The organism is Bradyrhizobium centrosematis (assembly GCF_045571495.1).
Taxonomy (GTDB): Bacteria; Pseudomonadota; Alphaproteobacteria; order Rhizobiales; family Xanthobacteraceae; genus Bradyrhizobium; species Bradyrhizobium centrosematis.
In genome coordinates this window covers 2,164,422-2,186,182 of record NZ_CP120703.1, presented here as the reverse complement: position 1 = coordinate 2,186,182, position 21,761 = coordinate 2,164,422, and the positions used below count along the sequence as shown (strand labels likewise).

The window sequence follows — 21,761 nt, the reverse complement described above, 5'->3', positions numbered from 1 at the left end:
GAGCTTAACGGGCCTCAAGACCGCGATAATACGGCGAAAACCGGTCTGCCGCCTTCACTTTGGCGTTGGCTCTGCGGCTAAACCGGGCGCCGCATAACCCAGATCAGGATCAGACCGGCCACAGCCGAACCGATGCCGACCGCCCGCAGGATGTTGTCCGGCGTGGCCATGGCGCTCTTCATGGCCTTGCGCATCCAGTTTGGACTTGCCGCAAACATCAAGCCTTCCAGCACGAACAGGATGCCCAAGCCGATGAGGAAGTCGGCAAACGCTATGGACCTCATCGGATTGGAACCTCCCGTTGTGCTGTTCTTGTCGGCACGAAGGGCGGCGAAACCCGCCGCCCCTGTCTAGCTTACGGTTTCGCCGGCGTCGCCGCCGTCTTACCGGACGGGTTACCAAAATACCGGAAGAAATCCGACTCCGGCCGCAGCAGGAAGCGGGTATCGTTCGACTTGAGCCCGTTCTCATAGGCCGTCATCGACCGGTAGAAGGCGAAGAAGTCGGCATCCTTGCCGTAGGCTTCAGCGAACAGGCGGTTGCGCTCGGCATCGCCCGCGCCGCGGGTCTGTTCCGCCTGCGAATTGGCTTCCGCGATGATCACGGTCGCCTCGCGGTCGGCCTTTGAGCGGATCTCCTGTGCCTTCTGGCCGCCCTGCGCGCGGAACTCGGCGGCTTCGCGCTCGCGCTCGGTCTTCATGCGCTGATAGACCGCCTGGCTGTTCTGCTCCGGCAGGTCGGCGCGGCGGATCCGGACGTCGACGACCTGGATGCCGTAGCCGTCGGCCTCGCGATCGAGCTGGTCGCGGATGCGCAGCATCAGCTTCTCGCGGTCGTCGCGCACCACGTTGATGAAGGTGACCTCGCCGAGCACGCGGCGCAGCGCCGCGTTCAGGAGCGTGGTGAGCTGGATGTTGGCAGCCTGGATCGAGCCGACGCTCTGATAGAAGCGCAGCGCATCCTTGATCCGGTAGCGCGCGAACGCATCGACCACGAGCCGCTTCTGATCGGAGGCGATCGCTTCCTGCGACGGGTTCTCCAGATCGAGGATCCGCTTGTCGATGTTGATCACCGAATTCCACGGCGCCTTGAAGTGCAGGCCGGGCGCGGTGACGACGTCGACGGGCCGGCCGAACTGCAGCACGATGGTCTGCTCGGTCTGCTGCACCGTGAACAGCGACATGTAGCCGACGATCACGACGAGCAGGAGGGCGATCAGCGTGACGAAACCTGTGACCGGAGACCTCATCGCGTGCCTCCGCTCGAGGGCTGACCGGCGCTAGGCGGCCGCTTGGTCGTCAGTTCGCCGAGCGGCAGATAGGGCACGATGCCCTGGCCCGAGGAGCCGCCGTCATAGACGAGCTTGTCCGCGCCGCCGAGCACGCGCTCCATCGTCTCCAGATAGATCCGTTCACGCGTCACGTCGGGCGCCTTCTTGTATTCCTCGTAAACCTTCAGGAAGCGTGCGCTCTGGCCCTTGGCCTCGGCGACCGCCTGCTCCTTGTAGCCTTCGGCATCCTGCTGGATCTTGGCAGCGCGTCCACGCGCCTGCGGCACCACCTGGTTGGCATAGGTCTGCGCCTCGTTCTGCAGCTGCTCGAGATTGGCCCGCGCAGCCTGGACGTCGCGGAAGGCGTCGATCACCTGGGCCGGCGGATCGACCTTCTGCATCTGCACCTGGGTGATGAGGATGCCCGCGCCATAGCTGTCCAGCGTCTTCTGGATCAGCTCCTGCACGCCCTGTTCGGTGATGTTGCGCGCGCCGGTCAGGATCGGCTGGATCTGCGAACGGCCGATCACCTCGCGCATCGCGCTCTCGGCGACCGCCTTCACGGTGCCTTCGGGATTCTGGATGTTGAAGAGGAAGTCGCCGACGCCATCGGGCTTGATGCGCCAGAGCACGGTGAAGTCGACGTCGACGATGTTCTCGTCGCCGGTCAGCATCAGGCTCTCTTCCGGCACGTCACGAATCGAGCGGCCGCGCCGCGCCGGATCGTCGATCAGCGTCATGCCGATGGAGATGGTGTTGACGCGCAGCGCCTTGGGCAGCAGCACGGTCTCGATCGGGTAAGGCAGATGATAGTTCAGGCCCGGCTGCACGGTGCGAACATGCTTGCCGAAGCGCAGCACGACGCCGAGCTCCTCGGACTGCACGCGGAAGAAGCCCGAGAGCAGCCAGAACGCGATGATCAGCAGGATGATCAGCGTGATGCCCACACCGGAGAAATAGCCGCCCGGCATGATCTGCTGGAGGCGGTCCTGGCCGCGCCGCAGAAGGTCTTCCAGATCCGGCGGCCTCGGCCCGACCGGTTGCGGGCCTGAGCCCCATGGTCCCTTTGGACCCGAGCCCCATGGGCCACCGCCCTGATTCTTCCACGGCATTCGACGCTCTCCTCGGCAGGGTGGAATTGCCCCCGCCCGCTTTGTCCGGTCCGGCTTTATAGGGGACAGGCAGGTCCCTTACAACGCAGCCCTGACCGTCCTTCGAGCTATGCTCGGGCACGAAAAAGTCAATGTAAACATTGACGAAAGCGGTTAATGGCCGCGCCGCCGACGATATGTCACATAGGAGACGTCGGCGCTGTCGTCGGGGCCGGCAGGATGGCGGACACGTTCAACTTCGTCCCACTCCGCCTTGTCGATCTCGAAATGCGTATCGCCTTCGGGCCGCGCGTGGACTTCGGTGATCTCGAGGCGATCGGCGCGACCGAGCCATTGCCGGAAGATCTCGGCCCCGCCGATCACCGCGATCTCGGCGACCGAACGCCGCAGGGCATCACCGCGTGCGATCGCGTCGGCATCCGCCGCCGAGGTCGTCACGATGGCCCCGTTGGCGCGATAGGCCGCATCGCGCGTGACCACGATGTTGGTGCGGTTCGGCAGCGGCCGGGGCAGCGATTCGAAGGTCTTGCGGCCCATGATCACGGGCTTGCCGATCGTGAGCGCCTTGAAGCGCGCCATGTCGGACTTCAATCGCCACGGCATCGCATTGCCCGCGCCGATGACGCCATTCTCCGCGATCGCGACGACGAAGACGATCTCCATCAGGCAGAGCTCCCGGCAAGCCGCGTCAGCGCAGGCCCGGTGACGCGGCACAGCGTCCAGTCGTCCATCATGACGGCGCCGAGCGATTTGTAGAACGCGATCGACGGCGCATTCCAGTCGAGCACCGCCCATTGCAGGCGCGCCCAGCCATTGTCGACGCATTCCCTCGCGAGATAGACCAGCAGCGCCTTGCCGAGGCCCCTGCCCCGATGCGACGGCCGCACGTAGAGATCCTCGAGATAGATGCCGTGGCGGCCGCTGAAGGTGGAGAAATTCACAAACCACACCGCGAAGCCGACGGCCTCACCGTTCCATTCGGCGATCGCGCAATAGAGTCGCGGCTGCTTGCCGAACAGGGCCTCGGCGATGTCGTCCTCGGTCGCTTCCATTTCGTGCGAGAGCTTCTCGTACTCGGCGAGCTCGCGGACGAAGGAGAGAACGAGCCCGGCTTCTCCGGGCTCTGCGCGGCGGATGTTGAGCGACATCGCTTTAAAGTGCCCGCATGATCATATCGGAGAACCGCTGCACACTTTTCCGGATCATACGCTAGACCGCGACTTCCGCCTTGATGTGCGGATGCGGATCGTAGCCGACGAGCTCGAAATCCTCATAGCGGAAGGAGAAGATGTCCTTCACCTCAGGATTGATCCGCATGACCGGCAGCGCACGCGGCGCGCGGGTGAGCTGAAGCCGCGCCTGCTCCAGATGGTTGGAATAGAGATGGGTGTCGCCGAGCGAATGCACGAAGTCGCCGGGCTTCAGGCCGGTGACCTGCGCGACCATCATGGTGAGCAGGGCGTAGGAGGCGATATTGAAGGGCACGCCGAGGAAGACATCGGCCGAGCGCTGGTAGAGCTGACATGACAGCTTGCCGCCTGCGACATAGAACTGGAACAGCAGGTGGCAGGGCGGCAGCGCCATCTTCTCGACGTCGGCAGGATTCCAGGCGGTGACGATCAGTCGGCGAGAGTCCGGCGTGCGCTTGATCATCTCGACGACATTGGCGATCTGGTCGATGCTGCGCCCGTCGGCCGTGGGCCAGGAGCGCCATTGATGGCCGTAGACCGGACCGAGATCGCCATTGGCGTCCGCCCACTCGTCCCAGATGGTGACGCCGTTGTCGCGCAGATATTTGATGTTGGTGTCGCCCTTCAGGAACCACAACAGCTCATGCACGATCGCCTTCAGCGGCAGCCGCTTGGTGGTCAGCATCGGAAAGCCGGCTGACAGATTGAAGCGCATTTGATGGCCGAACACCGAGAGCGTGCCGGTGCCGGTCCGGTCGGTCTTCTCGGCGCCGTCTGAAAGAATCCGCTCGAGCAGGTCCTGATACTGGTGCATGTGCCAATGAGCCTTTGGGGAGGCGGCGAACTTAGCGGCCGCCCCCGCGCTGCAACAGCCGCGATTCGCTGTCCGCACCGATTATACCCGGAAAAGTGAGCATCCCCCGCACAAACGACAAGGGGCGGAACTCACGTCCCGCCCCTCGCCTATCGGCTTGAAAGTGCAGCTTAAGTCGCCGGCTTGAGCACCGGCGTCCATTTCGCGATCTCGTTCTTCACGAGCATGGCCAGCGCCTCCGCCGTCCGCTCCGCAGGGGCGGGGATCACGCTGCCGAGCTCGAGCAGGCGCTTCTTCACGGTCTCGTCGTCGAGCGCCTTGCTGGCCGCAGCGTTCAGGCTGGCCACGATTGCAGGCGAAGTTCCCTTGGGGGCGAACATCGCATTCCAGGCCTGGGCCTGGAATTTCGGCAGGCCGGCTTCCGTGGTGGTCGGCACGTTCGGCAGCGACGGATTGCGCTCCGGTGTTGCGATCGCATAGGCCTTGATGGTGCCGGCGTTGATCTGCGGCACGGCGTTGACGATCTGGTCGCACATATAATCGACCTGCCCCGCCACCAGCGCGTTCATCGCAGGCCCCGTGCCGTTGAAGGGCACGCCGACCGGCTTGATGTCGAGGATCGAGTGCAGCAGCTCGCACGAGACGTGCGAGACCGAGCCGACGCCGGCATGTGCAGCGTTGACCTTGTCGGCGTTGGCCTTCACGTAGGTCGCGAACTCCTTCAGGTCCTTCGCCGGAAAGTCCTTGCGCGCCAGGATCAGGATCGGCGTGCCCGCGAGCAGCGCGATCGGCTCGAAGTCCTTCTCGGGATGATAGGCGAGCTTCGGATAGAGCGGCACGGAAGCCGCATGCGTGCCCATGTGTCCGGTGATCAGGGTGTAGCCGTCATTGGCCGCGCGCGCGGCACGCGTGGTCGCGGTGGTGCCGCCGGCGCCGACCACGTTCTCGATGATGACGCTCTGTCCGAGCGTCTGCGCCATGTGTCCGGTGACGATGCGCGCCACCACGTCAGTCGGACCGCCGGCCGCAAACGGCACGATCATGGTGATGCTGCGCGTTGGATAGGTCTGCGCCTCGGCTGGCGCAACAAGGGCGCACAGCGAGGCGAGCGCAGCGGCGCATGCGCCCGTGAGCGCGCGAGTGAAGGTCATGTCGATCCCCTTGGACACAAACAAATGCCGGCCCCAAGGCCGGCATTTTCATTTCACGAAGCGGTCACACAAGTCGATCCGACTTCCGGATGCGGCGCGCCGACGCAGGGGCGCGGGGGGCGCCGCAGGAAGGCGGCGGCCTCAGTTCTCGGATTCGGTGAACACCTCGTCGCGCTTCGAACGCAACGCAGGCAGCACCGTGAGCAGCAGCAGACCGGCCGCGACCGCGAGCAGCACCGCCGACAGGGGCCGCGTCAGGAACACGCTCCAGTCGCCGCGCGAGATCAGCAGCGCACGGCGCAGGTTCTCTTCCATCAGCGGTCCGAGCACCATGCCGAGCAGCAGCGGCGCCGGCTCGAAATCGTGCTTGATCAGCCAATAGCCGACGAGCCCGAACACGCCGGCGAGGATGACGTCGACCGGTGCGTTGTTCACCGAGTAGATGCCGATCGCGCAGAAGATCACGATCGAGGGGAACATCAGCCGGTAAGGCACGCGCAGGAGCCGCACCCAGATGCCGACCAGCGGCAGATTGATGATGATCAGCATCAGATTGCCGATCCACATCGAGGCGATCATGCCCCAGACGAGATCGGGTTGCTTCTGCATCACCTGCGGGCCCGGCACGATGCCGTGGATGGTCATCGCGCCCACCATCAGCGCCATCACCGCGTTCGGCGGGATGCCGAGCGTCAGCAGCGGGATGAAGGAGGTCTGCGCTGCCGCGTTGTTGGCACTTTCCGGTGCCGCCACGCCCTCGATTGCGCCGCGGCCGAACCGCGACGGGTTCTTGGCGAGCTTCTTCTCGAGCGTATAGGCCGCGAACGAGGCGATGACCGCGCCGCCACCCGGCAGGATGCCGAGGATCGAGCCGAGCACCGTGCCGCGCAGGATCGGCGGCGTCGAATCGACCAAATCCTTCCTGGTCGGCATCAGGCCGGTGATCTTCTGCTGCACGAGGTCGCGGTTCATCTCCGCGCCATGGTCGAGATTGCGGATGATCTCGGCGAAGCCGAACACGCCCATCGCCACCGTCGCAAAGCCGAGACCGTCGGCGAGCTCGGGAATGTTGAACGCCATGCGCGAGGCGCCGGTCTCGATGTCCGAGCCCACCATCGACAGCAAGAGGCCGAACACGATCATCGCGATCGCCTTCAGCACCGAGCCCTTGGCCAGCACCACGGCGAAGATCAGGCCCAGCACCATCAGCGAGAAATACTCGGCCGGCCCGAACGCCAGTGCGAGTTTCGTGAGCGGCGCGCCGAGGATGGCGATCAGGACGGTCGCGACGCAGCCGGCGAAGAACGAACCGATTGCCGCGATCGCCAGCGCCGGGCCGGCGCGGCCCTGCTTGGCCATCTGGTGACCATCGATGGCGGTGACGACCGATGTCGCCTCGCCCGGGATGTTGACCAGGATCGACGTGGTCGAGCCGCCATACTGGGCGCCGTAATAGATGCCGGCGAGCATGATCAGCGCGCCAACGGGCGGCAGTCCGAAGGTGATCGGAAGCAGCATCGCGACGGTGGCGATGGTGCCGATGCCCGGAAGCACGCCGACCAGCGTGCCGACGAGGGCGCCGATCAGGCACATCAGGAGATTGATCGGCGAGAGCGCGACGGCAAAACCGTGAGCGAGGTTGGCAAAGATATCCATCACACCCTCACTGGATCAGGAAACGCGGAAACATCGGCATCGGCAACCCGAGCACGTAGGGAAAGAGGATGGCGCAGCCGAGCGTCAGGCAGGCGCCGACGATCGCTGCCTCCAGCCAGCGCGTCTCGTGCGACCCCGTCGCCGCGATCATGAAGCTGACAAAGGCGGTGACCACGAGGCCGAGCGGCCGGATCGCCAACGCGAAGAACAGGATCGCAGCCATCACGAACAGCGGCCCCCGCCAGGAATAATGAGCCATCGCCGGCCCATCGGACAGAAGACCGGTCAAGGCGATGCCGGCCGACAAGGCAACCAGCAGTCCGCCGAACATGCGCGGCGCGGTGCCGGCGCCGAAGGAGAAGCCCCGCATGCCCTGCAAGTCGCTGCCTGCCCAGAGCGCGAATAGGGCAACCGCCATGAGGACGACGCCTCCGACATAATCCTGCGCCGACCGGATCGTCATGAACAGCGTGAGGATCGCCACCACGAACAGCGGATAGGAATAGATCAGCGCGAGCAGCACCTCCGATGACGCCTTCTTGGTGTCACCGCTGGCCGCCCCGATCAGCGCGCCGGGTGCCCCGACGAGCAACGCTGTAACGTGTCCGGTCACGACTGCGGCCGGGCCGCGGCCGCTGCCCCAGCCAAATAGCGTCCCGATCGACCAGATCAATTCGAAAATCTGCGGCGCAATCGCCAGCAGACAGAAGCCGAGCACCACCTTCGTGTTTCGAGTGGCTGTCGCTGAGTGGCCCATCGTATCGGCCATGCATGTCTCCTCCGCGACCCGTAAGTCACGAGCACTGTTGTTCTAAATCGGCTGGAAATGGATCCCCCGCCCGGACCACTGCCTAGCGATTTTCGTTACACAATGCCAGCAAAACCCAACAGCCCTCCTGCGAGCAGCAGCCACAGTGGATTGAGGCGCGAGACGGATGCGATCACCGCAACCACCACGGTCAGAAGCAGTGCAGCAATTGTGCGATCGGCAGACTGGGCCAGAATCAGGGCACTCGCGGCCATCAATCCGATCGAGAGTGGAACCAGTGCAGCCTGAATCAGGCCGGGCCAGCGCGATTGGCTGGGCCGATTCAGCAGTCGGCTGACATAATAGGCAAGCAGCGCGGTCGGCAGGCACATCGCCAGCGTCGCCGCCAGCGCGCCGGGGATGCCGGCGACGGCATAGCCGATTAACGTCACGATAAGCACGTTTGGACCTGGCGAGAGCTGCGCGATCGCATAGGCGTCGGTGAACTGCTTGTCGGTCATCCAATGCTGCGCCTCGACCGCGATGCGGTGCATCTCGGGCACCGCCGCCGCGGCGCCGCCGACCGCAAACAGCGACATAAGTCCAAAGGTGAAGATCAGCGCCCAGATCGGGTTCTCGGCATTCATGCTGCTACTTTCCGCCGCAGGAAAAAATTGGCGCCGATGCTGAGGGGGATCGCGACCAGCAGCACCGCGGGAAGCGGCAGGCGGAGCACGCCGATGGCGAGGAACACGCCGAGCATCAGGATCAGCGCGAGAGGGGTCGCCCGCTTCAGCAGCGGCGTCATCATGCGGAAGACGACTGCGATCAACAGGCCGACCGCCGCGCAGGAGACGCCGGCGAGGCAGCGGCGCAGCACGTCGAAATCGCCAAACCGGGCATAGATGATCGCGAGCACCGTCATGATCAGGGTCGGCGGCAGCAACAGCCCGGCAAAAGCCGCAACCCCGCCGGCCATGCCGCGCAGCCGTGATCCGAACACCATGGACAGATTGACGATGTTGGGCCCAGGCAGGAAATGGCAGAGTGCAAAGGTCTCGTTGAACTGGTCCGCCGTCATCCAGCGGTGCTGGTCGACGATGGCGCGCCGGGCGAACACCAGGACCCCGCCGAAACCGACCAGCGACATCCTGGCGAAGGCCACGAACAGTCCGGTCAGGCTGGGCGAAGCGGCAAGCGAAGCCGGCTGGTCCGGCTCTTGCGCGGCCGGTGCTGAATCGGTGGACATCTCAGAAGCTTAGAACGGCGGTCGCAGGGTGACCAAGATCGGATCAGCCGCCAGGCGGAACCTATCCAAAAGGAACCGCACGTCGCCGCTCAAAACCCCTGTTTTTCGAAACCTTTGCCCCCTATATTGGGGATGCCGGTTCGCCGGCTATGGAAATAAACGGTCGTCGCAATAAACCATTCGGACCCGGGGGCGGTACCCGGCGCCTCCACCAAAGCCCACCGATGGGCGGACCCGGAAGCGGGCTTTGGCGGGGGCGAAATAGGATCGACGAGGGCGTAAAGGGCGTACTTTTTCCCGGTATTGTTCCGCCGTTATCGGGCTACTGCAATAGTTGCCAACGACAACTTTGCTCCGGTTGCTCAGGCTGCGTAACGCAGTTTGAAAGACCACTCTAAAGTCCTAGCGGGTTAAGCTCCGCTAGGCGGGGTTCGGAGGCACCTGGCAACAGAAGCCTCCACTTGCCTTTCTATTTCTTACCCGGCGGGGACTCCTGCTGACCCGTCAGGCACGATATTATTGCGGCTTGGCGAGTCGAGCCCGCGGGGTCCGGCTTCGGGGATGCAACAGGACCACCATGGCGACCGATCATATCCGATACGATGTGCTGGCCCGCGACGCGCTGCGCGGCGTGCTGCGCAAGGTGCTGACCGATGCCGCGACCCATGGCCTGCCCGGCGAGCACCATTTCTTCATCACCTTCGTGTCGAAGGCCGAGGGCGTGAAGCTGTCGCCGCGGCTGCTCGCGCAATATCCGGAAGAGATGACGATCATCCTGCAGCACCAGTTCTGGGACCTGACCGTGCTCGAGGACCGCTTCGAGGTCGGCCTGTCCTTCGGCGGCATTCCGGAGCGGCTGGTGGTGCCGTTCAGCGCCATCAAGAGCTTCCTCGATCCGTCCGTCAAATTCGGACTCACCTTCGATACCTCCGACGTCGCCGAGGTCGCACCGGAGACCTTGCCGGCGGCCCCTGCCCCTTCGGCCGTATCGGTGCCCGCGGCTGCCGCTGAAAAGGCGGAGAGCGCGGAAGAGCCGCCCCCGCCGAGCCAGGGCGGCGCCGAAGTGGTGCGGCTCGATCGTTTCCGCAAGAAATGATCTAGGTTGGCCGCGAAGCCGTCGCGCCAAGCCAAACTGCCTATATAGAGAAGCACATGAAGAGGCCGCGCGGCGTTTCGCGCGGCGGAATGGATGTGCTCATGGCCAAAGCTTCCCGCTCGAAGATCGCCCGCCCCGCGACCCGCACCGAAACCGACAGTTTCGGACCCATCGAGGTCCCCGCCGATCGCTATTGGGGCGCGCAGACCGAACGCTCGCGCCAGAATTTTCGCATCGGAACGGATCGCATGCCGATCGCACTGGTGCACGCGCTCGGTATCGTCAAGCTCGCCGCGGCGCAGTCCAACCTGGAGCTCGGCCTGCTGGACCGACGCCGCGCCAATGCCGTCATCCGCGCCGCGCGCGAGGTGATCGACGGCAAGCTGGACGATCATTTCCCGCTCGTCGTGTGGCAGACCGGCTCCGGCACGCAGAGCAACATGAACCTCAACGAGGTGATCGCCAATCGCGCCAACGAGCTGCTCGGCGGCGAGCTCGGCGCCAAGAAGCCGGTGCATCCCAACGACCACGTCAACATGAGCCAGTCGTCGAACGATTCGTTCCCGACCGCGATGCACATCGCGGCCGCAAGCCGCATCACCACAGATCTCATCCCTGCGCTCGGTGAGCTGCTCGGCGCGCTGCGCAAGAAGGAGAAGGAATTCTCCAGCATCGTGAAGATCGGCCGTACCCACACCCAGGATGCGACGCCGCTGACGCTCGGTCAGGAATTTTCCGGCTATGCCGCGCAGGTCGAGAGCGGCATCGCCCGGCTCAAGGTCGCGGTGAAGGACCTGTATCCGCTGGCGCAGGGCGGCACTGCCGTCGGCACCGGCCTCAATTCGAAGCCGCGCTTTGCCAAGCTGTTCGCAAGGCACGTCGCCGCAATCACGAAGCTTCCCTTCACCAGCGCCGCCAACAAGTTCGAAGCGCTGGCCTCGAACGATGCCTATGTGCTGGCCCACGGCGCCATCAATTCGGTCGCGACAGGCCTGTTCAAGATCGCCAACGACATCCGCCTGCTCGGATCCGGCCCGCGCTCGGGGCTCGGCGAACTGATCCTGCCGGAGAACGAGCCGGGCTCGTCGATCATGCCGGGCAAGGTCAACCCGACGCAGTGCGAGGCGCTGACCATGGTGTGCTGTCAGGTGTTCGGCAATCACACCGCGATCACGGTCGCCGGCAGCCAGGGCCATTTCGAGCTCAACGTCTACAAGCCCGTGCTCGCCTACAACATGCTGCACTCGATCCGCCTGATGGCGGATGCGGCGCGATCCTTCATCGAGCATTGCGTCAACGGCATCCGTGCCGACGAAAAGCGCATCAATGAGCTGATGCAGCGCTCGCTGATGCTGGTGACGGCGCTCGCCCCGAAGATCGGCTATGACAATGCCGCCAAGGTGGCCAAGACGGCCCATGCCAACGGCACCACGTTGAAGGAGGAGGCGCTACGGCTCGGCTTCGTGTCGGCCGAGGAGTTCGATCGCCTGGTGCGCCCCGAGAAGATGACCAGCCCGGGATAAAATTCCGAATTCCGATAGCCATCCGTAATGATACGGAGCCCCGACGCCCAGAAATGTGCGGCTTTGGGGGCGGGATTTGATTACCGTCAATGTTCTGGCGGGACGGCGTGCTACGCAGCCCTTCCGCCCCTCGACGGGGGCAAAATTCATCGTTTGATGGTCCGAGGGGCCGATTGACGAGGACGAGCGAATGGCGATCAAGTCTTTTGGGGCGCAACGCGGCACCCTGTTTCTGAATGTTTCATCCAACCTGACGAGGATCGGATGATGGAGACGCGGCATGGGGAACGTCATCAACCTGAATCGTTTCAGGAAGCGCGCCGAGCGGGAAGCCTCGGCGAAGCAGGCGGACGCCAACCGAACGAAGTTCGGTCGCACGAAGGCGGAACGCTCGGCGGAGGAAGCGCGCGCGGACAAGGCGAAGGCGCATCTGGACCAGCATCAGATCGATCGCGAGGAGCAGCCATGAAGTCGCCCGTCGTGAAGCGGTCGATCGTCGTCGCCGGGCACAAGACCAGCGTCAGCCTGGAAGAGGCGTTCTGGAACGGCATGAAGGAAATCTCGGGCCTGCGCAACATGACGCTGTCCGAGCTGGTCGGCGAGATCGACAACAACCGCCAGCAGGGCAATCTGTCGTCGGCGATCCGCCTGTTCGTGCTGGACTACTTCAAGAGCCGGGCCATGGCCACCCAGCCGGACAAGGTCCCGGCCCAGTAACCCGCCGCCGGGGGGGCGCCTTGGACGGCGCCCGCCGGCCGTACCTTAAAATCACTCTAAGGTGCGGTTTCAACGAGCGCGCCCGCTTGACCTCAATGCCTTGCGTTGAAAATACAGGGCATGACCGACACCAATGACACGCGCCCGCACATGCCGCTGGGTCTGGCCCAGCGCGGCTATACCGGCGTCATCCAGCACCTTTCCGTTCGCGAGGCGGGCTCGGCGCTCTCGGACATCGAGCTCGAGAGCCGCCTGATCGAGCTCGGCTTCGTCGAGGGCGCCCGGGTCGAGGTCCTGCACGAGGGGCTGGTCGGGCGCGATCCGATCGCGGTCCGGGTCGACAGCATCACGATCGCAGTCCGCCGGCGCGAAGCCATGGCCATCATCGTCGCCTAAGACAGCGACCGGATAACTGCCCGCAGGCCCTTGATCCCATGGAAGCACCCCTGCTGCATCTCGCCCTGGTCGGCACGCCAAACAGCGGCAAGACGTCGCTGTTCAACGCCCTGACCGGCAGCCGGCAGAAGGTCGCGAACTATCCCGGCGTCACCGTCGAGCGCAAGGAAGGCTTCTTCGTCACGCCCTTGGGACGCCAGGTCTCGGTGGTCGACCTGCCCGGCACCTATTCACTGCGCGGCCGCAGCCCAGACGAGGAGATCACCCGCGACTTCGTGCTCGGCAAGGCCTCCGGCGAGGCCGTGCCCGATCTCGTGCTGTGCGTGGCCGACTCGACCAATCTGCGGCTGACCATCCGCCTGCTGCTCGAGCTCAAGCGCACGGGACGGCCGATGGTGCTGGTGCTCAACATGTTCGACATCGCCGCCCGCCGCGGCATCACGGTCGACGTCGAGCGGCTCGCCAAGGAGCTCGGCCTGCCTGTCGTCACCTCGATCGCGGTGCGCAAGGGCGGCACCGCCGACCTCTTGAAGCTGACCGACGAGATCTCGGCCAAGCTCGCCGCCGAGGCGGAGAAGAACAGCTGGCGCGCGCTCACCGTCTCCGAATTGCGCGCGACCCAGCGCGAGGCCGACCGCATCATCGCCGACTGCGTCAGCCTGCCTGCGAGGCCCGACACCTGGACCGCGCGGATCGACGCGGTGGTGCTGCATCCCGTCGGCGGCCTCATCGTGCTGGCGCTGATCCTGTTCGTGATGTTCCAGGCGGTGTTCGCCTGGGCACAACCGGCGATGGACCTGCTCAAGTCCGGCTTCGACGCGCTTGGGCAGATGGTGCAGGCCACCCTGCCCGACGGCCTGTTGCAGAGTTTCCTGCAGAACGGGGTGATCTCCGGCGTCGGCAGCGTCATCGTGTTCCTGCCGCAGATCATCCTCATCTTCCTGTTCATCCTGCTGCTGGAAGATTTCGGCTACATGGCGCGCGCCGCGTTCCTGATGGACCGCATCATGGGCGGCGCCGGCCTGCACGGCCGCGCCTTCATTCCGTTGCTCTCGAGCTTTGCCTGCGCCATTCCGGGGATCATGGCGACGCGCGTCATCGACAACAAGCGCGACCGGCTGACCACGATCCTGATCGCACCGCTGATGACCTGCTCGGCGCGCATTCCGGTCTACACGCTGATCATCTCCGCCTTCATTCCGGCCAAGGACGTCTGGGGCTTCATCAACCTGCAGGGCCTCGTGATGTTCGGGCTCTACGCCACCGGCATCGTCAGCGCGCTGCTGGTCTCGTTCGTGATCAAGTTCTTCATGATCCGCGACTATGCCCCGGCGCCGTTCATGCTGGAGCTGCCGGACTACAAATTGCCGCGCCTGAAATCGGTCGCGATCGGCATCTTCACCCGCGCCAAGATGTTCCTGTACCGCGCCGGCACCACGATCTTCTCGATGATGGTGCTGATCTGGTTCCTGGCCTCGTTCCCGCAGCCGCCTGCGGGCGCAACCGAGCCCGCGATCGACTTCAGCCTCGCTGCGATGATCGGCAAGGCGCTCGAGCCGCTGCTCGCCCCGGTCGGCTTCAACTGGCAGATCGCGGTGGCGCTGATCCCGGGCATGGCGGCGCGCGAGGTCGCGGTCGCAGCGCTCGGCACCGTCTACGCGATCGAGGGCGGCAAGGAAGCGGCCGAGCAGATCGGCCAGGTGCTGGCGACGAAATGGTCGCTTGCGACCGCGCTGTCGATGCTGGCCTGGTACATCTTCGCCCCGCAATGCGCGTCCACGCTGGCCGTGATCCGGCGCGAGACCGGCAGCTGGGCCTGGATGGCCGTGACCTTCTGCTACATGCTGGTGCTGGCCTATGCGGCGAGCCTCGTCACCTACAACGTCGCGGTCGCGCTGGGCGCGGGCTAGCTTCCTCAAAACAAAAACTGCGAAAACAACCCCATGCACAGTAGACGGGGGTTGTGAAATCAAAGGCTTGCGCCTGTGCGAGACGTCATTCGACCGCAGCTCGGAGGGAGCCCGCCTGATTGACCCGTCGGGCAAAACAGGGGCATGATGCCATCATCAGCTCGCAGCAATAGCCGCATGACCGACGACCCGCCACGGCTGCGGTGACTGTCTCCATGGACCATTTCAGCACCGACAGCCTGACCGCCGAACGATTGCACGAGGATCATCTCGCCGACCTCGTCGCGCTGCATCTCGATGCCGAAGTCTCCCGTTTTCTCGGCGGGGTGCGAACGGCCGAGGTCACGAAGACCTATCTCGCGACCAACATGGCCCATTGGGACCAGCACGGCTTCGGACTCTGGACGCTGCGAACGAAAGATGGCGCATTCGCAGGACGTGCGGGCATTCGGCATATTCTCGTCGACGATGTCGACGAGATCGAGATCCTCTACGCGTTCAAGCGCGCGTTCTGGGGCCGGGGATTTGCAAGCGAGATCGCGGCCGCGATCACGGATGTCGGCCTGTCGCAATTGAAGCTGCCGTCCCTGATCGGCATCGTGAATGTCGCCAATGGTGCATCCCGCCACGTGCTGGAGAAATCGGGCTATCTGCTCGAGCGGAGCACGAACCGCAAAGGCGAGGACGTGGTGATCTATCGCATCCGGCGGTGAGCGTCTTGGATAGCGTGACGCAGCACCCCCGCGGTTGTGTTCAATTTTGAACCGACACGGCGTGAGTTGTGGTCACAGTCTGGATCCGAACGGAACGGTCCGTCGGTCCCCGCGGCAGTGCACCCGCCGGGGAACTTGATTTCCCGTCGTGAGTTCCTTGCATGGACCTCGTTCGGTCCAGCCCCGGGGCCTGACGCCCGCAGCAAAGGGGGGTTTTCTAAGGGTTCGTGAGGGGGGTCCGATGACCGGTCTATCCAAGGCTGCTGCAGACAGCGACCGTAAGGATTTGCCGCGAGTTTCGACCGGCAGCGAAGGTCTGGACGATATCCTCGGTGGGGGTTTCGATGCCAATCGGATGTATCTCTATGAGGGGCGGCCTGGCACCGGCAAGACCACGATTGCGCTCCAATTCCTTCTCCGCGGCGTGCGCGACGGCGAACGCGTCCTCTACATTTCGCTCTCCGAGACCAAGCGCGAACTCACTCTGGTGGCGCAGCGCCACGGCTGGTCGCTGGACGGCGTCGATATCTTCGAGCTGGTGCCGCCGGAAACGACGCTCGATCCGGAGCGCGAGCTCACGGTTTTCCATCCCGCCGAGATGGAGCTGAGCGAGACCACGGGTCTGATCTTCAAGGAGGTCGAACGGATCAACCCCACCCGCGTGGTGCTCGACAGCCTGTCCGAATTGCGGCTGCTGGCCCAGAACCCGCTCCGCTACAGGCGCCAGGTTCTGGCCCTGAAGCACTTCTTCACCAATCGCAACTGTACCGTCGTGCTCCTCGACGATCTGTCATCCTCCCAGGATGATCTGCAACTGCATTCGATCGCGCACGGCGTGGTGATGCTCGAGCAGCTTGCCTTGGACTATGGTGCCGAACGGCGGCGGCTTCGCGTGATCAAGATGCGCGGCATCCGCTTTCGCGGCGGCTTCCACGATTTCACGATCGCGCAAGGGGGCCTGCGGATATTCCCCCGGCTCGTCGCCGCCGAACATCACAAGTCGTTTGTCGGTGAATTCGTGTCCAGCGGCAACGCCGAGCTGGACCAGCTGCTGGGGGGCGGTCTCGATCGCGGCACCAACGCGCTTTTGATCGGCGCCGCGGGCGTGGGCAAGTCTTCGGTCGCGCTCACCTATGCGATCGCGGCCGCCGAGCGTGGCGAGCATGCCGTATTCTTCGCCTTCGACGAAGGCCGCGGCACGGTCGAAGCTCGCGCCCGAACGCTCGGCCTCCCTCTGCAAAAGCATATCGAATCGGGACGAATTCGGTTTCAGCAGATCGATCCTGCCGAGCTATCACCGGGCGAGTTCGCGGCGAACGTGCGCAGGAGCGTCGAGGTCGACAACGCCAGCGTCATCGTCATCGACAGCCTCAACGGCTATCTGAGCGCGATGCCGGATGAGCGGTTTCTCGTCCTGCAAATGCATGAGCTCCTCAGTTTCTTGTCTCAGCAGGGGGTGCTCACCATCCTGATCCTGGCACAGCACGGGCTGGTCGGCCCGATGGATACACCGCTGGACCTCAGCTATCTGAGCGATGCGGTGCTGATGCTGCGTTACTTCGAGTTCGGCGGAACGGTGCGGCGCGCCCTGTCGGTCGTCAAAAAGCGCAGCGGCAATCACGAGCATAGCATCCGCGAGTTCCGGCTCGGCGGTTCCGGGATCAGGCTCGGCCCGCCACTCCGGGAGTTCAGCGGCATCTTTTCCGGCAATCCGCACTATACCGGCACGGCACTCCCTGAAGGACCGGTTGAATGAGCGCAGACCGGGATCACCGGGTCCTCATTTTTGCTCCGATCGGGCGTGACGGACCGGCATCGGCCGAGCTTTTGCGCGGCGCGAACCTCGTGGCCGTCACCTGCAGAAGCCTGCTCGAACTCGTCAGCGAAATGACTGCCGGCGTCGGCACAGTGTTCTTGGCCGAAGAAGGGTTGTTCGGGAAGGACACCGGGCCGCTGGCGCAATGGATCGCGGACCAACCGCCTTGGTCCGACCTCCCTTTCGTCGTCCTCACCAGCCATCGGGCACAGCCTGCGGTCGTCGCTTGGCGGCGCAGCATCGTCGAGCTTCTCCGCAACGTTTCGCTGCTCGAACGGCCGGTTCAGCCGATCACGCTGACGAGCACCGTCCAATCCGCGCTGCGGGCCCGCCGGCGTCAGTACGAGATCCGGGCACTGCTGGAGGCACGCGAGCAGACGGCGCAGGAGCTTGAGAAGCTGGTGATCCAGCGGACGAAGGCCCTGGAAGAAGCCAACAAGCAGCTTCGCCTCGAAATGGAAGAGCGTGCTCGTGTGGAAGAGACGCTGCGCCAGGCTCAGAAGATCGAAGCGATCGGCCAGCTCACCGGCGGCGTGGCCCACGACTTCAACAATCTCTTGATGGTGATTTCCGGCGGCCTCGACATGCTCGACCGCCAAGCCGATCCGAATCGCCGTCGTCGCCTGATGGAAGGCATGATCCAGGCGGCGCAGCGCGGGGCGAGCCTGACCAAGCAACTCCTGGCCTTCTCCCGGCGGCAGAAGCTCCGGCCGGAGCCCGTCGACGTCGCCATGCAGATCGGCGGGATGCGGGAACTGCTCGATCGCAGCCTGAGGGGTGACGTCCACGTCGAATTCGACTTTCCGGAGCAGCTTTGGCCGGTCGAAGTCGATCCTGGAGAGCTCGAGCTCGTCATTCTCAACCTGGCCGTCAACGCGCGCGACGCCATGCCCAATGGCGGTACGATCGTGGTGCGCGGGGAAAATCTACCCGATCTGAACGATGGAGAGATCGCCGGCGACTACGTTTGCCTGTCTGTCATCGACACAGGCGTCGGCATGCCTCCGGAGATTCTCTCGCGCGTGTTCGAGCCGTTCTTCACGACCAAGGATGTCGGCAAGGGATCGGGACTTGGGCTCGCGCAGGTCCACGGATTTGCGACGCAGTCGCGGGGCACGGTGCGAATTCGGTCGGAGGTCGGCCGGGGCACGCGCATCGAGCTGTACTTACCACGATCCTTCGAAACTCCTTCCGGCGAGCGACACCTCATCGACCTTACCAGGGTGCGCCCGAAAAAGAGCAATCAGGGGCAGATCCTGCTGGTGGAGGACGACAACGAGGTTGCCGCGCTGGTCAGCGAGATGCTCGGTCAGCTCGGCTACGAGGTCACACAGGCTTCCAGTGCCGCGGCAGCGCTTGGTGCCTTGGCGGACGGCCGTACCATCGATCTGATCTTTTCCGACATCATGATGCCCGGCGGCATGAACGGCGTCGAGCTGGCGCGCGAGATCAGGAAGAGACGAAGCGACATACCGATATTGCTGACCAGCGGATACGCCGAAGCCTCGGTTCATGAAGCGGAGAGCGCGGGAATCGAGATCCTGCGCAAGCCCTATCACATCGATGAGCTTGCTGCGGCTTTGAGCGCCGCGAAGTCAGGTCTTCGGCGCGATGCAGGCTCCAAACGCTCGAACTCCTGCTGAGAGTCGTCGCGAACTACGCGACGCTCGAGTCTGCGCGCGCAAGCAGGAGCCTTACCGGAATATCCCAGCACGAGATCGACATCCGCGCTGCGGGCTGTCGTTGCAACAGGCGATGGTGGCGATCGTTGACTCGCGACGAAGGAGGAACAGATGAAGCAGCGCACCGTGGCTGATACCGACTAGGACTGCGGCGTCGTGATCCGTCGTTATCATCATTGGGACGATTGATGCGAGCGAGCCTACAAGGAGGCCCCGCTTCGGCGAGCTTTCTTCCATTTGGACGCAAGGATGGGGCCGCCCGGCGAGGCGGCCTCCGGCCGACATCAATCGATTTGCCTCGGCCTATCAAATCACTTGGCCAGCTACTTCTGGGCAACTACTTCGTGTAACCCTGGCTCGTGCACCACCACATGGCGTCGGCCGAGGTGGAGCCATGCTCAATGACGTATTTTCGGCACGCTTCGTAATTGACGGCGTAACGCTTGGCACACGGGACCGAGGAAATGGTGCCCCCGCTCCAGGAACACTTGTATTGAGCATTGGCTGCCGGCATCGACAGGGTTACGACAGCGAGCCCGACGACGAGAAACGCGAAGGTCTTCATGACTATCTCTCCCAAATCCGGGGATTAGCGAGTGCTATCCCAGGTAGTACGATAGCATGCTTTCGATTGCGCGAACTCGACGCATGCCCATTCGGGATCGAAGGGGTGCCTTGCGGAAATGCTGGCTCTCACACCCCAGGGCGCGGCCTTCGAAGGCGAGACGATATTTTTCACGCCGCGCCGCATGCTCTGGCAGGCCGGTGCCGGCCCGCTGCTGCCTGCAGGACCTGATCGACCGCGTTCTCGTCGGCAAGATCAAGCCGGGCAAGGTGTTCGACCTGATGCTGCCGCGGTCGGAGGTGGCAAGGACATCGCGCCATGGACGAGCGGCGCGCGATCAAGAGCTTGATGACGGTGTGAAGGAGGACGACGCTCTGCACTCCGTCATTGCGAGCGAAGCGAAGCAATCCAGAATCTTTCCGCGGAGACAGTCTGGATTGCTTCGCTGCGCTCGCAATGACAGTGTCGACAGCTTACCGGAAATATCCCAGCACGAGATCGACATCCGCGCTGCGGGCTGCCGTGCCGTTCAGCTCGGCGTCGATGACGCGCCGGCAGGCTTCGATCGCGGCATGGTCGCCGAGATCGTTGGCGGCTTCGAGCGCGAGCCAGGCGGCATCGACCGAAGCCTTGTCGGGCGCTCCGCCGGCGAGATCGGCGACTGGGTTGGTGAGGCTCTTCTTGCGAACGGAGGTGCCGAATTGAGGCAACATTGCAGATACTCCCCTGTCCTTAGTCGTCAGTGAACTTGGAGCTCGGGCTGACGGCCCGTCGCGTCGGCGCCCGTGCCGGTCTTGCGCGACTGGTAGAACTTCAAGATGCTGCGCGAGGTCTCGATCTTCAGACGGCCGAACTCGCGCTCATTGTCCTGGAGGTCGCGCGCCGTGATCAGATGATCCTTGGCGCCGAGGAACAACAGCGACATCGTGGTGTCCCAGGAGAAGTCGAGCGCCTTGCACAGGACCAGGATCATCTCGCGGTTGCGGTCCATCAACGCGCGCTCGATCACGTCGACCGGCAGCGAGGACAGCAGCGACAGGCCGATCTGCACCTCGTCGAAGCGGTGCTGGCGCGCGTAGTTCGAGATGGAGTCCTGATTGAGATTGCCCTGCCGGTATTGGGTGGTGACCACGCGCTTGGCGACGAAATAGCTGCGCGAGGACGGGCCGAACTTGGACTGGAGATCGCCGGTGACCTCGGTCACCGAGCTCTGGATCTGCGCCATCATCTCGGGCCGCTCGGTCTCGAGGCGGCGGCGGACGTCTTCCGAGGCCTTCGAGATCAGCTGCTGGAAGATGTGGCGCGGCACGTCCTTGCGCAGACCAAGCTGCTCGGCGAGGATCGAGTCGCCCTCGGCGCGACGGACCATGTGCAGCAGGCCGGAGCCGGAGAAGCGCGCGCCCTCGTTTCTCGCAACCGACGTCACGACCTCCTGGTTGCCGCGCTTGACCAGCACGTCGGTCACGGCCTCGCCAATCGACTGGCGCTGGGAGATCGCGAGCAGATGCGCCTGGCCCTTGGTCATGGCGCTCTGGACCAGCATCTTCTCATCGATGCGATTGGAATCGCGCAGCACGGGACCTGCGACCTCGATCTCGTCGTCGAGCGCGAGCTTCTCGATGACGTTGAGGGGCGCGTGATCGCACGCCGACATCACCTCCGAGAGCTGCGCGCGCGCGGCGACCTCGATCTCTTCGGCGAGTCGGCCGATGACCTCGCCGAACATGCTGATCTCGTCGTCGCTGTAGCGACCGGTAATCAGGATGTCGGTCGCATGCCACAGCGCCTTCGCCCGGCTTTCCTCAGTGCCGCGTGCGATCGCGTCGTCCAGATCCTGTAGAAGGGATTTCGCCCCGTTCATCTCGATCACCCCAATTCTTGGCGAGCTATTCTCGGCGAGCCATCCCGCGCTCGTGGCGGGCCCCCGGATTCCTCTGGGAACCGAGACTAGGGATCAAACGCGAGAATTCGGTAAAATCGGCAAATCAGTTTTGCCGGGCAAAATTCATTCAAATGCAAGAGAATGGATTAAGAGGCCATAGAGGTGTTGCTTCACCTCTCCCGTAGGGAGAGGTCGGATCGCATCGCAAGATGCGATCCGGGTGAGGGGTCACGGTCTCAGACAGCGCCGCGGCCCCTCACCCGGATTGCGC

At 64.1% G+C, this 21,761-nt stretch carries 23 protein-coding genes and 1 other RNA gene; 10 read left to right on the top strand and 14 right to left on the bottom strand.

Annotated elements, in window-relative coordinates; translation table 11 throughout:
• Nucleotides 1-77: 77 nt before the first annotated feature.
• From P6U31_RS10450 to P6U31_RS10400, 11 genes are all read right to left on the bottom strand, one after another.
• Nucleotides 78-284, bottom strand: coding sequence for a DUF2065 domain-containing protein (locus tag P6U31_RS10450; protein ID WP_128927236.1), 207 nt, complete (start codon nucleotides 282-284; stop codon nucleotides 78-80).
• 71 nt (nucleotides 285-355) lie between these two features.
• Entirely contained in the window at nucleotides 356-1,249 is an 894-nt protein-coding gene (gene hflC / locus P6U31_RS10445; protein WP_407188136.1) for a protease modulator HflC, read from the bottom strand.
• Complete coding sequence (gene hflK / locus P6U31_RS10440; RefSeq protein WP_407188134.1) at nucleotides 1,246-2,382, bottom strand: FtsH protease activity modulator HflK; 1,137 nt, start codon at nucleotides 2,380-2,382, stop codon at nucleotides 1,246-1,248. The genes hflC and hflK overlap by 4 nt, the downstream gene beginning before the upstream one ends.
• Nucleotides 2,383-2,535: 153 nt before the next feature.
• Complete coding sequence (locus P6U31_RS10435; protein ID WP_407188133.1) at nucleotides 2,536-3,045, bottom strand: dihydrofolate reductase; 510 nt, start codon at nucleotides 3,043-3,045, stop codon at nucleotides 2,536-2,538.
• On the bottom strand, nucleotides 3,045-3,530 hold the full coding sequence (locus P6U31_RS10430) for a GNAT family N-acetyltransferase (RefSeq protein ID WP_407188132.1): 486 nt from the start codon (nucleotides 3,528-3,530) through the stop codon (nucleotides 3,045-3,047). Before P6U31_RS10430 ends, P6U31_RS10435 begins: the two co-directional genes overlap by 1 nt.
• 61 nt (nucleotides 3,531-3,591) lie before the next feature.
• Nucleotides 3,592-4,386 (bottom strand): thymidylate synthase, encoded by a 795-nt coding sequence (locus P6U31_RS10425; RefSeq protein WP_407188130.1) that lies wholly within the window; start codon nucleotides 4,384-4,386, stop codon nucleotides 3,592-3,594.
• Between the two features lie 170 nt (nucleotides 4,387-4,556).
• Nucleotides 4,557-5,537 carry a tripartite tricarboxylate transporter substrate binding protein BugD gene (locus P6U31_RS10420; protein WP_407188129.1) on the bottom strand — a complete coding sequence of 327 codons (981 nt, stop codon included), beginning with the start codon at nucleotides 5,535-5,537 and terminating at the stop codon, nucleotides 4,557-4,559.
• 141 nt (nucleotides 5,538-5,678) lie between these two features.
• Entirely contained in the window at nucleotides 5,679-7,193 is a 1,515-nt protein-coding gene (locus P6U31_RS10415) for a tripartite tricarboxylate transporter permease (RefSeq protein ID WP_407188128.1), read from the bottom strand.
• 7 nt (nucleotides 7,194-7,200) lie between these two features.
• Complete coding sequence (locus P6U31_RS10410; RefSeq protein ID WP_407188127.1) at nucleotides 7,201-7,962, bottom strand: tripartite tricarboxylate transporter TctB family protein; 762 nt, start codon at nucleotides 7,960-7,962, stop codon at nucleotides 7,201-7,203.
• Nucleotides 7,963-8,057: 95 nt separating this feature from the next.
• Nucleotides 8,058-8,588 (bottom strand): chromate transporter, encoded by a 531-nt coding sequence (locus tag P6U31_RS10405; protein WP_407188126.1) that lies wholly within the window; start codon nucleotides 8,586-8,588, stop codon nucleotides 8,058-8,060.
• A complete protein-coding gene (locus P6U31_RS10400; RefSeq protein ID WP_407188124.1) occupies nucleotides 8,585-9,190 on the bottom strand; it encodes a chromate transporter in 606 nt (201 codons plus the stop codon). The genes P6U31_RS10405 and P6U31_RS10400 overlap by 4 nt, the downstream gene beginning before the upstream one ends.
• A gap of 95 nt (nucleotides 9,191-9,285) precedes the next feature.
• Between P6U31_RS10400 and ssrA the strand changes: the two genes are divergently transcribed.
• The 10 genes from ssrA (at nucleotide 9,286) to P6U31_RS10350 (ending at nucleotide 19,004) form a co-directional block, all read left to right on the top strand.
• Nucleotides 9,286-9,652, top strand: a transfer-messenger RNA (tmRNA) gene (gene ssrA / locus P6U31_RS10395).
• Nucleotides 9,653-9,767: 115 nt separating this feature from the next.
• A complete protein-coding gene (locus tag P6U31_RS10390) occupies nucleotides 9,768-10,286 on the top strand; it encodes an SspB family protein (protein ID WP_407188123.1) in 519 nt (172 codons plus the stop codon).
• Nucleotides 10,287-10,375: 89 nt separating this feature from the next.
• Nucleotides 10,376-11,809, top strand: coding sequence for a class II fumarate hydratase (gene fumC, locus P6U31_RS10385; RefSeq protein ID WP_407189813.1), 1,434 nt, complete (start codon nucleotides 10,376-10,378; stop codon nucleotides 11,807-11,809).
• A gap of 280 nt (nucleotides 11,810-12,089) precedes the next feature.
• On the top strand, nucleotides 12,090-12,278 hold the full coding sequence (locus P6U31_RS10380) for a DUF4169 family protein (protein WP_407188121.1): 189 nt from the start codon (nucleotides 12,090-12,092) through the stop codon (nucleotides 12,276-12,278).
• Complete coding sequence (locus tag P6U31_RS10375) at nucleotides 12,275-12,526, top strand: ribbon-helix-helix domain-containing protein (protein WP_128927250.1); 252 nt, start codon at nucleotides 12,275-12,277, stop codon at nucleotides 12,524-12,526. The genes P6U31_RS10380 and P6U31_RS10375 overlap by 4 nt, the downstream gene beginning before the upstream one ends.
• Before the next feature lie 120 nt (nucleotides 12,527-12,646).
• On the top strand, nucleotides 12,647-12,922 hold the full coding sequence (locus tag P6U31_RS10370; protein ID WP_247322433.1) for a FeoA family protein: 276 nt from the start codon (nucleotides 12,647-12,649) through the stop codon (nucleotides 12,920-12,922).
• A 38-nt stretch (nucleotides 12,923-12,960) separates the two neighbouring features.
• Nucleotides 12,961-14,832, top strand: coding sequence for a ferrous iron transporter B (locus P6U31_RS10365; RefSeq protein WP_407188119.1), 1,872 nt, complete (start codon nucleotides 12,961-12,963; stop codon nucleotides 14,830-14,832).
• A 215-nt stretch (nucleotides 14,833-15,047) separates the two neighbouring features.
• Nucleotides 15,048-15,545 (top strand): GNAT family N-acetyltransferase, encoded by a 498-nt coding sequence (locus tag P6U31_RS10360; protein WP_407188118.1) that lies wholly within the window; start codon nucleotides 15,048-15,050, stop codon nucleotides 15,543-15,545.
• Between the two features lie 241 nt (nucleotides 15,546-15,786).
• A complete protein-coding gene (locus P6U31_RS10355; protein ID WP_407188116.1) occupies nucleotides 15,787-17,301 on the top strand; it encodes an ATPase domain-containing protein in 1,515 nt (504 codons plus the stop codon).
• Nucleotides 17,298-19,004, top strand: a complete 1,707-nt coding sequence (locus tag P6U31_RS10350) for an ATP-binding protein (RefSeq protein ID WP_407188115.1) — start codon at nucleotides 17,298-17,300, stop codon at nucleotides 19,002-19,004. Before P6U31_RS10355 ends, P6U31_RS10350 begins: the two co-directional genes overlap by 4 nt.
• Before the next feature lie 376 nt (nucleotides 19,005-19,380).
• Here P6U31_RS10350 and P6U31_RS10345 read toward each other — a convergent pair whose 3' ends face one another.
• The 3 genes from P6U31_RS10345 to P6U31_RS10335 all read right to left on the bottom strand — a co-directional run bounded on the left by P6U31_RS10345 (nucleotide 19,381) and on the right by P6U31_RS10335 (nucleotide 21,469).
• Nucleotides 19,381-19,608, bottom strand: a complete 228-nt coding sequence (locus P6U31_RS10345) for a hypothetical protein (RefSeq protein ID WP_407188114.1) — start codon at nucleotides 19,606-19,608, stop codon at nucleotides 19,381-19,383.
• A 473-nt stretch (nucleotides 19,609-20,081) separates the two neighbouring features.
• Nucleotides 20,082-20,321, bottom strand: a complete 240-nt coding sequence (locus P6U31_RS10340; RefSeq protein WP_407188112.1) for a hypothetical protein — start codon at nucleotides 20,319-20,321, stop codon at nucleotides 20,082-20,084.
• 26 nt (nucleotides 20,322-20,347) lie between these two features.
• Entirely contained in the window at nucleotides 20,348-21,469 is a 1,122-nt protein-coding gene (locus P6U31_RS10335) for a DUF2336 domain-containing protein (RefSeq protein ID WP_407188111.1), read from the bottom strand.
• Nucleotides 21,470-21,761 lie beyond the last annotated feature (292 nt).

Coding starts and splice junctions, on each gene's coding strand:
- P6U31_RS10405 (WP_407188126.1), bottom strand. CDS start 8,588: ATGAATGCCGAGAACCCGATCTGGGCGCTGATCTTCACCTTTGGACTT.
- P6U31_RS10400 (WP_407188124.1), bottom strand. CDS start 9,190: ATGTCCACCGATTCAGCACCGGCCGCGCAAGAGCCGGACCAGCCGGCT.
- P6U31_RS10360 (WP_407188118.1), top strand. CDS start 15,048: ATGGACCATTTCAGCACCGACAGCCTGACCGCCGAACGATTGCACGAG.
- P6U31_RS10350 (WP_407188115.1), top strand. CDS start 17,298: ATGAGCGCAGACCGGGATCACCGGGTCCTCATTTTTGCTCCGATCGGG.
- P6U31_RS10355 (WP_407188116.1), top strand. CDS start 15,787: ATGACCGGTCTATCCAAGGCTGCTGCAGACAGCGACCGTAAGGATTTG.
- P6U31_RS10365 (WP_407188119.1), top strand. CDS start 12,961: ATGGAAGCACCCCTGCTGCATCTCGCCCTGGTCGGCACGCCAAACAGC.
- hflK (WP_407188134.1), bottom strand. CDS start 2,382: ATGCCGTGGAAGAATCAGGGCGGTGGCCCATGGGGCTCGGGTCCAAAG.
- P6U31_RS10375 (WP_128927250.1), top strand. CDS start 12,275: ATGAAGTCGCCCGTCGTGAAGCGGTCGATCGTCGTCGCCGGGCACAAG.
- P6U31_RS10340 (WP_407188112.1), bottom strand. CDS start 20,321: ATGTTGCCTCAATTCGGCACCTCCGTTCGCAAGAAGAGCCTCACCAAC.
- P6U31_RS10415 (WP_407188128.1), bottom strand. CDS start 7,193: ATGGATATCTTTGCCAACCTCGCTCACGGTTTTGCCGTCGCGCTCTCG.
- P6U31_RS10425 (WP_407188130.1), bottom strand. CDS start 4,386: ATGCACCAGTATCAGGACCTGCTCGAGCGGATTCTTTCAGACGGCGCC.
- P6U31_RS10430 (WP_407188132.1), bottom strand. CDS start 3,530: ATGTCGCTCAACATCCGCCGCGCAGAGCCCGGAGAAGCCGGGCTCGTT.
- P6U31_RS10435 (WP_407188133.1), bottom strand. CDS start 3,045: ATGGAGATCGTCTTCGTCGTCGCGATCGCGGAGAATGGCGTCATCGGC.
- hflC (WP_407188136.1), bottom strand. CDS start 1,249: ATGAGGTCTCCGGTCACAGGTTTCGTCACGCTGATCGCCCTCCTGCTC.
- P6U31_RS10420 (WP_407188129.1), bottom strand. CDS start 5,537: ATGACCTTCACTCGCGCGCTCACGGGCGCATGCGCCGCTGCGCTCGCC.
- P6U31_RS10370 (WP_247322433.1), top strand. CDS start 12,647: ATGACCGACACCAATGACACGCGCCCGCACATGCCGCTGGGTCTGGCC.
- P6U31_RS10345 (WP_407188114.1), bottom strand. CDS start 19,608: ATGAAGACCTTCGCGTTTCTCGTCGTCGGGCTCGCTGTCGTAACCCTG.
- fumC (WP_407189813.1), top strand. CDS start 10,376: ATGGATGTGCTCATGGCCAAAGCTTCCCGCTCGAAGATCGCCCGCCCC.
- P6U31_RS10450 (WP_128927236.1), bottom strand. CDS start 284: ATGAGGTCCATAGCGTTTGCCGACTTCCTCATCGGCTTGGGCATCCTG.
- P6U31_RS10390 (WP_407188123.1), top strand. CDS start 9,768: ATGGCGACCGATCATATCCGATACGATGTGCTGGCCCGCGACGCGCTG.
- P6U31_RS10380 (WP_407188121.1), top strand. CDS start 12,090: ATGGGGAACGTCATCAACCTGAATCGTTTCAGGAAGCGCGCCGAGCGG.
- P6U31_RS10410 (WP_407188127.1), bottom strand. CDS start 7,962: ATGGCCGATACGATGGGCCACTCAGCGACAGCCACTCGAAACACGAAG.
- P6U31_RS10335 (WP_407188111.1), bottom strand. CDS start 21,469: ATGAACGGGGCGAAATCCCTTCTACAGGATCTGGACGACGCGATCGCA.